Genomic DNA, 13,564 nt, shown 5'->3' with positions numbered 1-13,564 from the left:
TATTGCTGAATTTGCTGAAATGGAAAATCCAGATAAAGAAAAAGTAAGAAAAGCGAATCAAAAAGATTACGATTCTTTCTAGGAAATGAGGTGAGAATATGGCAGGAAGAATTAAAGGGATTACGATTGAAATCGGAGGAAATACTCAACCGTTACAAAATGCCTTAAAAGATGTAAATAAACAAAGTGATAACCTGGCCAATGAACTGAAGGAAGTAGAGCGTTTATTAAAGTTTAATCCTGGTAATGTCGAAGCTTTAGCCCAAAAGCAAAAGTTACTGACACAACAAATTGAAAATACAACCGAAAAATTAGATAAGCTGAAAGCAGCGGAACAACAAGTCCAAGCCCAATTTCAAAACGGTAAGATTTCTGAAGAACAATATCGTGCGTTTAGGCGCGAAATTGAATTTACAGAAGGGTCACTTAATGGCTTAAAAAACAAACTTGGTAATATGAAAGCCGAACAGGAAAGTGTAGCAAGTTCAACTAGGCAGTTAGAAACTTTATTCCACGCTACAGGAAAAAGCGTTGATGATTTTGCTGGTGCATTAGGTAATCGTCTTGTGAATGCAATTAAAAGTGGAACGGCTACAAGTAGACAGCTAGAACAAGCAATTGGAATTATCGGCCGAGAAGCATTAGGAACAGAAGCTGATATTGAGAAATTACAAAGGGCACTTCGTTCTGTGGATGCTGGAAATTCAATACAACAAGTACGAAATGAATTAAGAGATTTACAACAAGAAGCTGGTAGAACAGAGAAGAAGTTTGAAGGTCTAAAGGTAGGATTAGAAAATGTCATAGGTGGTATGGCTGCTGGTGGTGGTATTGCAACTGCGATTGAAAAAGCAATGGATATGTCAAAGTTGAAAACAAAAATCGATATCACTTTTGATGTTCCAGAGTCTTCAAAAAAATCAGTAGAGGAAGCTGTTAGAGGTGTAACAGCCTATGGTGTGGATGCAGAAGCATCTTTAGAAGGTGTAAGAAGGCAATGGGCTTTAAATAAAAATGTTTCTGATGAAGCGAATGCAGCAGTTGTAAAAGGAGCAGCAGCTATCGCTCAATCTTATGAAGGCATAGATTTCACTGAATTAATTCAAGAAACAAATGAAATTGGTAATGAATTAGGCATTTCGCAAGAAGGCGCTATTGGTATGGCGGATGCCTTATTAAAAATGGGATTTCCGTCTGAACAATTAGATATTATCGCTGAATATGGCGGACAGCTAACACGAGCAGGCTACAGAGCTGAAGAAGTCCAAGCTATTATGGAAGCTGGGGTTGAAACTGGTACTTGGAATATTGATAATCTCTTAGATGGTCTAAAAGAAGGACGTATCCGAGTCGCTGAATTCGGAAATGAAGTTCCAAAGGCACTTCAAGATTTACTTAAAGGTACAAATATTTCTACTGAACAAATGCAAAAGTGGGGTAAAGCTGTTGCTGAAGGTGGTAGAGGCGGTTCTCAAGCCATGACAGAAATTGCAAAGGCTCTAGATGGTGTTGAAGATTCAACAAAGAAAAATCTAATTGGCGCTCAAATATTCGGTACAATGTATGAAGATCAAGGACAGAATATCACCAATACATTAATTGGCGCCTCAGAAAAGGTTGTAGATTTTGATAAGAACCAAAAAAACTTAAATGAATCTATCAAAAAAATGGATGCAAACCCAACAATTAAGTTTCAAAAGGCAATGCAAGATTTACAAGTTGCACTTCAACCAGTTCTTAGTGTTATAGCGGATCTGGTTTCTAAATTTGCTGAATGGATTTCAAATAATCCGCAATTAGCGGCAACATTAGCAGCTGTTGCTGTAGCTATTGGTGTAATCTCAGGAGCATTCATGGCTTTAATGCCTATAGTTGTCACCATATCCACCATAGGATTAGCAACGTCAGGATTAATTGGTCTTTTTGCGCTGCTAGCAGCCGCTGTGATTGCTTTAGGTGTAGTCATTTATAAAAATTGGGATGATATCAAAAAATGGACAATAGAAACATGGAATTCTATTAAGGAATATTTAATAGAACTTTGGAATGGTATAACCCAATCCTGTAGTGAAGCCTGGTCTTCATTTTTAGAGACAATGCATGAATTTTTTGATCCGATAGGCCAATTTTTTAGTGATTTATGGACAGGAATAGGCGAGATATGTAGTAATACATGGAATTCTATCGTTGAATTCTTTTCTGGAGCTTGGTCTTCTTTCACAGAAATGATGCATAGCTTCTYTGATCCAATAGGGGAATTCTTTAGTAATCTATGGTCTGGAATTGTTGAAACAGCATTCTCTTGGTGGTCTTCTTTAGTTACAACAGCTTCAGAACTGTGGGGAACACTAGTACAGGCTTGGCAGGAAACCTGGAATACAATTCTTACTGTATTAGATCCAATTATTTCATTTATGGCCACAATTTTAGAAGCGGGATGGCTACTAATTCAAGCAGGAGCACAAATTGCTTGGGCGGCGATATGTCAATATATTATTCAGCCTATTCAAGAAGCTTACAATTGGGTAAGTGGACAAATCGGTGAGTTAGTTAGCTGGCTTAGTACACAATGGGAAATAGCAAAGGCCGCAGCTCAAATTGGATGGGGTTTATTTAAACAATATATCATTCAACCAGTTCAAGAAACATGGAATTTAGTGAAAGAAAAGTTCAGCGATTTAGTTTCTTGGTTAAGTTCACAATGGGAGCTGGCTAAGTCTTATACGTTGGCAGGATGGAACCTGGTAAAACAGTATGTTATCCAGCCAGTGCAAGAATTGTGGAATACAACGAAAGAAAAACTTGGAGATTTAGCAAACTGGATATTAGGAAATTGGGAAAAAATAAAATCCTATACACTTTCAGCTTGGAATTTAGTGAAGCAATATGTAGTTCAACCAGCTACAGAGGCTTATAATTCAGCTAAAGAAAAGTTTGAGAATTTGTATAATTCTGCGCGTGAGAAATTTGATGCTGTAAAGAATGCTGCACAAGAAAAATTTGAAGCAGCGAAAAGATTTATTATGGACCCAATAAGAGATGCGGTTGACGGGGTAAAGGGATTCATCGATAAAATCAAGGGATTCTTTGAAGGTTTAAAGTTGAAAATCCCAAAACCTGAAATGCCACCTCTTCCACACTTTAGCTTACAAACTAGTACGAAAAACGTTTTAGGAAAAGATATTACGTTCCCATCTGGACTCAATATTGATTGGCGTGCAAAAGGTGGTATTTTCACTAAACCAACTATATTTGGTATGAATGGCGGAAACTTGCAAGGTGCTGGTGAAGCTGGGGATGAAGCCGTTTTACCTTTAAACAAAAAGACACTTGGAGCTATTGGTGCTGGAATCGTAGCAGCCATGCCACGAGAACAATTTAGTATGTCAGGAGACATAAATCAATTAATGGGTGATATGAGTCGTATGATGGCTAATTCTATGAGTCAGTTATCAGGCTTAAAGAGCGTTATGAGTGGCGTATATGGAAGTATGTCAAATAGTAGAGAAGCAATGACAGCTAGTGCAGTAAATCAAGTATTTAATTATTCGTCAGGATCATCTGGCGGTAATGGAGTAATTCCGATGCTCGGAGGAGATTTAGTGGTTGAAGTACCTGTTAGTTTAGAAGGACGAGACGTGGCACGTGGTACTTATAGATATACAACTGAATATCAAGAAAGAGAAGCACAGAGAGATTCAGACTTTTAAGTTTGAGTCTCTTTTATTTTTAAACGAAATGAGGTGTCAAAATGAGCTCTTTTGCATTTAACAAAATACGTAAAGACTTTATTCAAATAGAAAATGGATGGAAAAGACCTGCATGGGCTCCGTTAAAACGGAATTTTTTAAGTGTACCTGGTTATCCAGGTGCAAGGTTATTAAGTACAGATACCGAAATTCGTGTTTTACCTGTTCCGGTTGGAATCATAGTTCCGGATGGGGCAGATTTAGAAACATTAAAAGAAGAAATAGCAGCCTGGTTAATTACAGAAAAACCTGTTGAATTAGTCTTTGACGTAACACCTGATAGGACATATATGGCTGTTATTGATGAGGATTTTGATCCTGAAGAGTTTGTTACCTTAGGTAAAGGGACTTTAAAATTCGTTTGTCCAATGCCATATAAATTAGGGAACGTACAGACTCATACATTTAAGCGAGAAGCAACTGCGGAAATTACATCCTATTTCACGAATAAAGGAAGCGTAGACGCTCCACCACTGATTGAAATAGATATAACAAAACCAAGCACGTTCTTAAGTGTATGGTTCGGGGCATATCCAAATGAACGAAATTACTTCCAACTTGGCTATCCATTAACGATACAAGAACCAACTATACAAGAACGAGAACGCGTTCTTTGGGATGATATGTCTACCACTATAGGGTGGACTCCTGTTACTGGCGTTTTTGATGACATGAAAGGAACAGGGGAACTGAAAGTCAAGGATGGTACAGCTATTCATTGTCCGTATTACGGTGAAGAAGGAACGAAAGGGTTTCACGGAGGGATTGTAAAGAAAAGTATACCTGGTGGACCGATTCAAGATTTTGAAGTGGAAGCTAGGGTACATTTACAGTCTAAAAATATAGATCAAATGGGGCGTGTGGAGGTTCTTCTTTTGGATGAGTCTAGTAATATTGTTGCTCGTATGAATATGAATGATTTATATTGGGATGCTGAGATTACAAAAGCACACATGCGAATTGGTAATCAAGGAACTCCTAATAGTTCTCGTATATTAGTTGATACAAGTGGGACACATCCTAATACATTTAATAATTTTTATGGGAAATTGCGTATTGCAAGAAGAGGGAATGAATGGTCTGTTTATGTAGCTCGTTTCAGAGATGGTACGGAAATAGATGATGCTTCATTAGTTGAACGTTGGATTGATACGGGTGCAGGTAATAATCAAAATCCGATGACGAATCGAAAAGTTGCCCAGGTTATGCTTGCGATTTGTCGTTGGGATAGGAATACACCTGTTTATACCATGCAAATAGATGATTTAAAAATTTGGAAACTTAACAAAGTCCCATCTAATACGAAACCATTTATAGTCGATGTGGGCGATAAAGTTATTATTGATACAGAAAGAAGTCTTGTCACAATCAATGGGGAAGATGCAATTAACTTAAAAGACCTGTTAAGTGATTTCCCTAAAGTGATACGTGGTGAAAATCGTATTGATATTATGCCACCAGATGTGAAAGCAACTGTATCGTTTAGGGAGAGATTTAGATGAGAACACCAATTGGAATATTACATGTTGTTGATTCACAAACAGATCAAATCATAGGAGCTATTCAACCAAAAGATTATTGGAATGATAACCGACATTGGGAAATTAAAAACAATGTTGATAAGCTAGATTTCACCGTTTTTGACGGTACAAAAGAAGCCGCAACTCTTACGCAGCAAAATTTAGTATTAAAAGAAGTGCGTGATGGTCGTATTGTTCCTTATACAATCACTGAAACAGAAAAAGACTCTACTAATAGATCACTTACAACCTATGCATCTGGTGAATGGATTTTACTTGGAAAAGCGAATTATATTGACCCGCAAAAGTTTGAAGGAAAAACAGTAGCTGAGTATGTAGATATAGCTCTTTTAGGGACAAAGTGGAAAAAAGGGAATATTCCTTATGAAAGTTTCCGTTCCATGACCATTGACGAATTTATTGATCCATTGAGCTTTCTAAAAAAGATTGCTTCTTTATTTGAGTTAGAAATTCAATATCGAATTGAGGTTGTGGGCAATCGTATCGAACGTTATGTTGATATGGTGAAAAAACGTGGACAAGATACAGGGAAAACGATTGAATTAGGCAAAGACTTAATCGGAATTAAAAGAATTGAGAACTCACAAAATATCTGTACAGCCTTAATTGGGTTTGTGAAGGGTGAAGGCGATAACGTAATTACGATAGAGAAGATTAATAATGGACTTCCGTATATTACAGACTCTGATGCTTTTCAACGTTGGAATGAAAAGGGTCAACATAAATTTGGATTTTATAGTCCAGAAACAGAAGAGCAAAACATGTCTCCCGAACGCCTAAAAACTTTAATGGAAATAGAAATGAAGAAACGTAGATACGCATCTGTTTCCTATGAAGTAGAAGCGGCATCAATAGGGCGGATATTTGGACTAGCACATGAATTAATTAATGAGGGCGATACAATCCGGATTAAAGATACTGGATTCACACCTAAGCTTTATCTAGAAGCGAGAGCAATTGCTGGGGATGAATCATATAAGAATCCTATGCAAGATAAATATGTGTATGGGAATTATCGAGAGATTGTTGATCCTAACGAAGAACTACGGAAGATTTATAATCAAATTCTTAGTTCACTGGGTAGTAAACAAGAAATGTTAGATCGGCTAGACAAACTGGTAAAAGAGAATGGGAAAACAATTGAAACCATACGTGAAGAATCTAAGGTGGTTAAAGAGTTAGCAGAAAAAGTTCAAGAAAACCTAAAAAATAATACGGTAAATATTATTGAATCAAAAAATCCACCGACTGATAACCTTATATTGGGTAAGACGTTATGGCGAGATATTAGTAACGGTAAACCTGGTATTTTAAAAGTGTGGAACGGTAAAGGGTGGGAGCTTCTTATTCCTGATGTAGAATCCGTTAAAAAAGATACCCTGGATCAAGTGAATAAAGATATTGCAGCCACAAAAAAAGAATTAAATCAAAAAGTGGAAGATGCTCAAAAAGAAGTGTCAGGGCAATATAGCAAAGTAACGGAGAACCTTCAAGAAGTCACGAGAACTATTTCTACTGTGAAAAATGAACAGGGTGAAATAGATAAAAAAGTTACTAGTATGCAGCAGACCAACGAAGGTTTCACTAAAAGTATTGAAGTATTAACGAAAAAAAACGGTGAAATCACTGAAAAATTAAATACAGTAGAAGAAAATGCAGATGGTACAAAAAAGACGCTTATTAAAGTACAAGAAACAACAAATGAGTTAACTGAAAAAACAACTGAAATTAAAGAGCAAGCAGGGAAGATTAGTGAAAAGCTAGAGAGTGTAGAAACGAAAATTGCTAATGCCAAAATAGGTGGGCGTAACGTTGTAGTAGGTACAACTATTCCGGCTGTTATGGCTGGTACTAATATTAATAACCAAACAGCAACTATTTACAGATTTGCAGCAGGTGATTCCCGGGACATTATGGACGGCAAGGAGTTTATGGTGTCCTTTGACTGGGAAGTTATCGGTAATGCACCAGCGGGTAAGATGTACATGCAGGGAAGTAATCCCTATCCAGGGTTTACAGGTGCTGTTACCTTTAGTTCTACGAATCAAAAGGGTAGATATTCCCGCGTTGCTTCAATCCCTACAGGTACAGCAGCGTTTCTTGGTGTAAACATGCGTTGTGATGGTTTGGTAGGTACTCTGAAAATTAGTAATTTCCAAATAGAAATAGGTAATAAAGCAACTGAATGGACACCAGCACCAGAAGACCAAGTAACAACTGATGAATTCACTAAGAAAACAAATGAAATTATCAAAAGTGTGGAAGGTACTACAGAAACTATTAAAAAAGTAGAAAAGACACAAGATGATTTCAGTGAACGTGTTAACACTGTAGAAAAGACAGCAAATGGAACAACCCAAAGTGTTTCGAAATTACAAGAGATTCAAACTCAGCAAGGAAAGACAATTAGTGAGGCTACTACAGCGATAGGTCAACATAGCGAAGCATTGAAGTTAACGATGAAAAAGAAAGATGTTGAGGATTATGTAGGTGGTTTAGGTACTGTAAATGAGTTGCGTGATGCTGATTTTAAGTTAGGACAAAAATACTGGTTTTGGAATAATGATAATGGGGCTGTTGGTTCTGTTGATACAAATCTGAAATACAAAGGTATGAATACATTCTCAATTACCGTTACTGGGCAGACTCAAGATCGTTGGTGGGGGCTAACAAGTCAATTCATTGAGTGTCAAGTTAATGAGGAATTTGTTGCATCAGGTTATTTCAATACTGACGGGAAAACACCTATTGATAGTGGCGGTGCATTTATTGAAATTGAATGGTGGTCTTCTGACAAAAAAACTCGTATTAAAACAACTAGAACTAATGTCAAGGTTGTAAATAATACGTGGGTTCGTGCGGTATGTACAGACCAAGCACCTGCTAATGCATCGTTTGTAAGATGGCGTTACTACGTTACAAGAAATGGGCGTTTGTGGTGTGCCGCACCTATGTTGCAACGTGGCACTATAGCAAGTGAATTTTGGTTACATCCGAAAGATCAAACTGATGCTGACAAAATGATGGAAGATATCGCTAATAGAGTAGCTACTGAGAAATACAATCAAAAAGTTACAGAGTTAGAAAGAAGCATCACAGCAAATACAGAAGGCGTTACTATCATTTCCAGAAAACAGGAAAGTTTTATCAAGGAGACCTATAATGCCTATGTAAAAAAAACGGAATCTAAGTTACAAGTGTTAGATGAAGGAATTATCGCACAGATTTTAAAGGATGGTATTGTTACTGCTATTAATATGTCCCCCGGAAAAATTACAATCAATGCTGCGAAACTGGATATTAATGCAGATACAATGGTGAAGTGGTTAACGGCAAAGGGTATCGATACGAATGTCATTAACGTTAATGGTGATAAAATTACCATTGATAAAAATGGTGTAACCGTTAAAATGCTAGACTTCCTTTTCCAAGATGAATGGGGAACAAAAACAACCGCAGTATCAAGACGAAACCTGATAGCGGATTCCGACTTTTCTAGTGTTGGAAAGAAAAACATTGGGAATGCAGATTACTATGGGTTTGAAGGTGGATATGGTTTAACTTGGAGGTCGCAGGGCAATGTAGTGATAGAAAAAAATACATCTGTATTTGATTACGAACAAATGGTTAATGCGGCAAGGGTAGATATGTACAACTATCCAGAAGCAGTGGTTAACAATGGGATACATCCAGGAAACGAATATACATTATCTGCACATTTTAGAGCATCTATGATAAATGGTGTACGTAAGACAGCGAAACCGCGCTTGCACGTATGTTGTGTGGAGTTTAGGGACAATGTTTCCTATGACATATGGAATGAACAAAAAATGGATTTCCCTGAGCCATCTATATTCTATGGAGAAATCAGAAGATACTCATTTACATTCAAAGTACCAACAAACTATAAACCACAAGAACATGCATTGATTATTAAAGTCTGTTCTGCAAATGGACAAATAACTGGTGCACAAACAGCGGTTTGTGTTTCAGGTGTAACACTATACAGCGGTAAATATGCATCTATGTATAACTGGGATCGTGCAGCAGCAGAAAGAGCCGCTGGTCTTCAACCATTTAATACAATTGCTGTAGGTAGTGTAAATAACAACATAGGTCCGGCACCTGATGGTCAAACGTTCGATATATCAACAGAAAAAGAAGTTAAGTTCTTAACCAACATACGAGCGGTGCAAGGCGTTAACCTGGGGGGGAATCAGTTCCAAGGCTGGGGGCATATAAGATTTGTAGACGGTAACCGTGGTATTGGTTTTTATGTAAACAATTCAAACGGATGGCACTTTAATGCGCTTGGATAGAAAATAGGAAGGAGATAAGAATCATGGAACAATACAAAGATTTACAAGGCATGCCAGTACAACCCAATGAAGGGACTCCATTTCTAGGACGTCTGGTTGATCTCGAGCGCGCGGATGATGGAGTAGTATTGAAAATACCATTCGACATGTTAGATAACGCCGGTATATCAAGAGGAAGTAATAAAGTTGAAGTGTGGAGGGAAATGTCTGATGGAACAATTTGTTTCCGGATTGCAACAAGATGCGAAATATGTAAACGTGGTGCACGTTTATATGAATTAGACATGGGATTTGCAAAAAAGAAAATTTGTGCAGATGATTACAAAACAATAACAGGTAATTATCCACCGCAAGAACCACCAACAACTGAAAATACAACGCAAACAGAGCAGCCATAAGCTGGTCTGTTTATTAAATCACTTAGCTACATTAATCTTGTGAATCTGCGTCTTCAAATGAATCAGAACCGTGGTCATTACTTTCTGAGCTTTCATTAGCGCTTTTCATAGCTGCCGTAACAAATGCTGTTGTCATTACAGCATTCATCCAATTTGCTTCAGCATCATTAGCATTTGTTCCTGTTTCGTTCTGATTACCAATTTCTTGTGTTGAGGAATGATTTTTTAATTCTTTTTCAATAGATTTGTTATGTTTTTTCTTCCTACCAAAAATCTTCATGGATACTTGTAATATAAAGCATACAATGAAGACTATTAGAAGAAAGAAAAAGAAAATTAAAGATAAATCAATGATCTCTTCCATATGCATACCTACTTTCTACTTTAAGTGACAATAAATATCCTTAATTGAATGAGTATTCTATATTTTTAAAATCAGTGTACCAATTAGCGAGATATATACTACTAAACCATAACAAAAAACGCAGTACTATAAAACATTAAGAGCAAAATAAACAATAGTAAAATCATTCTGAATAAAATACGGCATTTATTCCAAAGAGGGACGAGCAATCGTCTCTCTCTTTTTATTTTGAAAGGAGCTGAACCAATGCAAGAAATTCAAGATTTAAAGCAAGAGATCCAACAGATAAAGTTAGATCAAAAAGATATGCAACGAGACATCCGAAACATAGAAACACGTACCACTGTCAATGAAAAGGACATTGTGAATATAAACAAACAGCTTGAGAAGATTAGCGCCAATACTACCTGGATTCTCCGTATCATTATTGGTGCAATCGTAACAGCACTTATCGGTTTATTGTTGAAGGGAGGTGGTATGTAATGGTTAGTTTAGCCGTAATGATTGGAATTGTTGTTGGGCTTTCGCAAATCGCTAAAACAATTGGATTACAAACAAAATATGTTCCGTTATTAAATTTAACGCTTGGCATTGTGCTAGGCGTTTTATTTTTGGGCGGAGATATCAAAACAAATGTATTTCAAGGAATCATCATTGGACTGTCAGCAAGTGGATTATTTGACCACACAAAAATTATGAAAAAGGATGTTGATGCTAAATGAAAAAAACAATGACACATATTACCTCGGTCCTTATGATTCTAGTACTTGCTAGTTCTTTTGCCACAAGTGCTTTTGCTGATAGAACACTTATTATTCCTGATTTACCGAAACAACCATACCGCAATGGTGTAGGTGCTTATGAGGGCGTTGTAGCACATTCTACAGCCACTCCTGAAGCGCCAGCTATCAATATCCAAAAATATGAGTCTCGTACATGGAGAAACGCATTCGTTCATTATGCAGTAGATTGGAATGAAACAATCCAAATCGCTGACACAAAATACATCGCCTATGGTGGTGGACCTTCTGCTAATAAACGTTTTGTACATGTTGAACTTTGCGAAACAGCTGATTACGATAAGTTCAAACGCAGCTATGATAAATATGTGAAGCTACTTGCTAAAATCCTTCGTGACCGCGGTTTATCTGTAGAAAAAGGATTATGGACTCACTACGATGTAACGAAATACCTTGGTGGTACAGATCATGAAGATCCACTTGACTACTTAAAGTCTCATGGCGTTTCAGAAGCTCAATTTAGAGCAGATGTACAACGCGCATACAATAATTCTAGTGTGGACGTTTCTGTTCCTGAAAAACCATCTAAGCCAGCAGATGTACCAACAGCTGTAACAGACGGTATCGCTTATATTGAAGGTTACAACATTAATTTGCGTAAAGGACCAGGTACAAGTTACTCTAAAATTCGTCAATTAAACAAACCAGAAACTTACGTTGTATGGGGCGAAAAAGATGGTTGGTTAAATCTTGGTGGTGAACAATGGATTAAGAACGATCCATCTTATGTTAAGTTTGATAAGAAAAGTACGGTGGATTCATCAATTGTAGGGAAGCGTGTTGTTTCAAAAGTTAACAATTTACGTTTCTATGATGTTCCATCTTGGCAGGATAAAGATGTTGCTGGTTCTGTGGATGCAGGGTTAGGATTCACAATTGATGCGAAAGCAAGTGTGAATGGTTCACCACAATATAAAGTTCACAACAGCCAGGGTAAAACATACTATGTAACAGCAAATGAGGCCTATGTGTATGTGAAGTGATTTTCTACAAAAGAATAGTTTTATGAATAAAAATATCACCTGATACTATATGTAGGTATTTATATATTGATTTTCATCTTTATAGATGTTAATGTAAAGGTACCGTTTCTTATTTATCTATGAACCAGTATCTGTAGAACGAATAGATTAATTTGAAAAAATCCCCTTCCGCACTCATATGCAGAAGGGGATCTTAATTTTTATGAGATTTAAAATTTACTTTTAGATAATGCTTTAAGTACTGGCTTTACAATTAAACCTATTAAACGAAAGCCTTTAAATATAGAGCGTACAACTTTCATGAAGATGCCCCCTAAAAGAAATTATATATTAAGTATGTATTATTTCTTTTCTTTAACTTTTGAATCATCATTTTCAAATTTGGTGTTATATAAGTCTACTCTAGTACAACTTCTTTATAGCTTTCATATACATGTCTGACCCTTGATTTATTAAGCTAAAACCATCATTAACCTCAGAATTATTCATATTATCTAGGTAAACGTATACGTCTTCTATTCCGTCACGCATAATTTTCAACGAACGTAAAATAAGTTCATGAATATCTTTTTGCCCATCACCAGGTGTTAGAGCATTGAATTTGTTTGTTACGTTTGATACATTAGCTAATGCGTCTCTGAAACGCTGTTTTGATGTACTTAGCGTACTATCTTCATTAATTATCTTAGACATTTCACCCATAGAGGTTTCTAACTCTTTAGTTAAATCCATAACTTCAGTCTTATAAGCTTTTGCTGCTGGGCTTTCTTTAGCAGTTTCTTGTTTGTCTGATGCATCTAGAGATGTACTATCTTTTAAATGGTCTTTAGATACCTCACAACCTCCACCCACAAGCATGAGTGTAAGTGCGAGATATACTAGTTTCATTGCTTTCATTTTAGTGTATTCTCCTTGTGATATTATTTGTTTCTCTAGTTAGGGCTCTCTTCATTACTTAAGCCAACTCATGTAAGGTGTCTACTTTTGATTATGTCAATTCAACACCTTCACGCATAGTCTCCATTTTACGGCTTACTATTACCTAAAGCGATAACCGCAGAAATATATTCTTCATCTAATCCTTTTCGAATAATAGCCATACATGTCCCAGGCTCATCACCTAAGAATGCAGTTTCAGGAACGCTATTTTTCAATATTTCACTAGTGAATGTAATGATTTCTCTTTCTGGATCTTGAGCATCTGTATAACGCCCATTCTCTATGGCATCGACTGGAAGTATATTTTTTACTTCTGTCATGACATCGGATAATGAACGGCTTTGTTTTCCAGATTGGGAAAATTGAAGGGCGATATTATTTGCTCTATCTTCTAAAAACATTGCTAAAATATAATCGTTTGCAAATCTAGCGATTGAAGCGGACCCTTTATTTGACCCGTATTCTTTTACA

Annotated in this window: 10 protein-coding genes; 7 read left to right on the top strand and 3 right to left on the bottom strand. The window is 36.7% G+C overall.

All coding sequences use genetic code 11. From position 1 onward, the window contains the following. Positions 1–98 precede the first annotated feature (98 nt). From AC1DKZ_RS00525 to AC1DKZ_RS00510, 4 genes are read left to right on the top strand one after another with little or no spacing between them, the layout of a single operon-like run. Positions 99–3,710, top strand: coding sequence for a phage tail tape measure protein (locus AC1DKZ_RS00525; protein ID WP_476995514.1), 3,612 nt, complete (start codon positions 99–101; stop codon positions 3,708–3,710). Positions 3,711–3,751: 41 nt separating this feature from the next. Beyond that, a complete protein-coding gene (locus AC1DKZ_RS00520; RefSeq protein WP_476995513.1) occupies positions 3,752–5,251 on the top strand; it encodes a distal tail protein Dit in 1,500 nt (499 codons plus the stop codon). Then, the gene (locus AC1DKZ_RS00515) at positions 5,248–9,609 is read left to right on the top strand and encodes a phage tail spike protein (RefSeq protein WP_476995512.1); all 4,362 of its coding nucleotides are present in this window, start codon (positions 5,248–5,250) and stop codon (positions 9,607–9,609) included. Before AC1DKZ_RS00520 ends, AC1DKZ_RS00515 begins: the two co-directional genes overlap by 4 nt. 23 nt (positions 9,610–9,632) lie before the next feature. Further along, entirely contained in the window at positions 9,633–10,007 is a 375-nt protein-coding gene (locus AC1DKZ_RS00510) for a hypothetical protein (RefSeq protein ID WP_476995511.1), read from the top strand. A gap of 31 nt (positions 10,008–10,038) precedes the next feature. Here the strand turns inward: AC1DKZ_RS00510 and AC1DKZ_RS00505 are convergent, their stop codons facing one another. Then, entirely contained in the window at positions 10,039–10,371 is a 333-nt protein-coding gene (locus AC1DKZ_RS00505) for a hypothetical protein (RefSeq protein ID WP_476995510.1), read from the bottom strand. 246 nt (positions 10,372–10,617) lie between these two features. Between AC1DKZ_RS00505 and AC1DKZ_RS00500 the strand changes: the two genes are divergently transcribed. From AC1DKZ_RS00500 to AC1DKZ_RS00490, 3 genes are read left to right on the top strand one after another with little or no spacing between them, the layout of a single operon-like run. Next, a complete protein-coding gene (locus AC1DKZ_RS00500; RefSeq protein WP_078180707.1) occupies positions 10,618–10,854 on the top strand; it encodes a hemolysin XhlA family protein in 237 nt (78 codons plus the stop codon). Next, positions 10,854–11,093, top strand: a complete 240-nt coding sequence (locus AC1DKZ_RS00495; RefSeq protein WP_097887965.1) for a holin — start codon at positions 10,854–10,856, stop codon at positions 11,091–11,093. Before AC1DKZ_RS00500 ends, AC1DKZ_RS00495 begins: the two co-directional genes overlap by 1 nt. Then, positions 11,090–12,154 (top strand): N-acetylmuramoyl-L-alanine amidase, encoded by a 1,065-nt coding sequence (locus tag AC1DKZ_RS00490; RefSeq protein ID WP_476995509.1) that lies wholly within the window; start codon positions 11,090–11,092, stop codon positions 12,152–12,154. Before AC1DKZ_RS00495 ends, AC1DKZ_RS00490 begins: the two co-directional genes overlap by 4 nt. Positions 12,155–12,556: 402 nt before the next feature. Here the strand turns inward: AC1DKZ_RS00490 and AC1DKZ_RS00485 are convergent, their stop codons facing one another. Both AC1DKZ_RS00485 and AC1DKZ_RS00480 read right to left on the bottom strand, forming a co-directional pair. Beyond that, positions 12,557–13,051: a hypothetical protein gene (locus AC1DKZ_RS00485; protein ID WP_476995508.1), complete on the bottom strand. Its 495-nt coding sequence runs from the start codon at positions 13,049–13,051 to the stop codon at positions 12,557–12,559. A 128-nt stretch (positions 13,052–13,179) separates the two neighbouring features. Beyond that, positions 13,180–13,413, bottom strand: a complete 234-nt coding sequence (locus tag AC1DKZ_RS00480) for a hypothetical protein (RefSeq protein WP_476995507.1) — start codon at positions 13,411–13,413, stop codon at positions 13,180–13,182. Positions 13,414–13,564 lie beyond the last annotated feature (151 nt).

This window comes from Bacillus sp. 05T21, assembly GCF_056396785.1.
The sequence above is the reverse complement of the archived record's forward strand: the minus strand, read 5'-3'. Positions and strand labels throughout refer to the sequence as shown.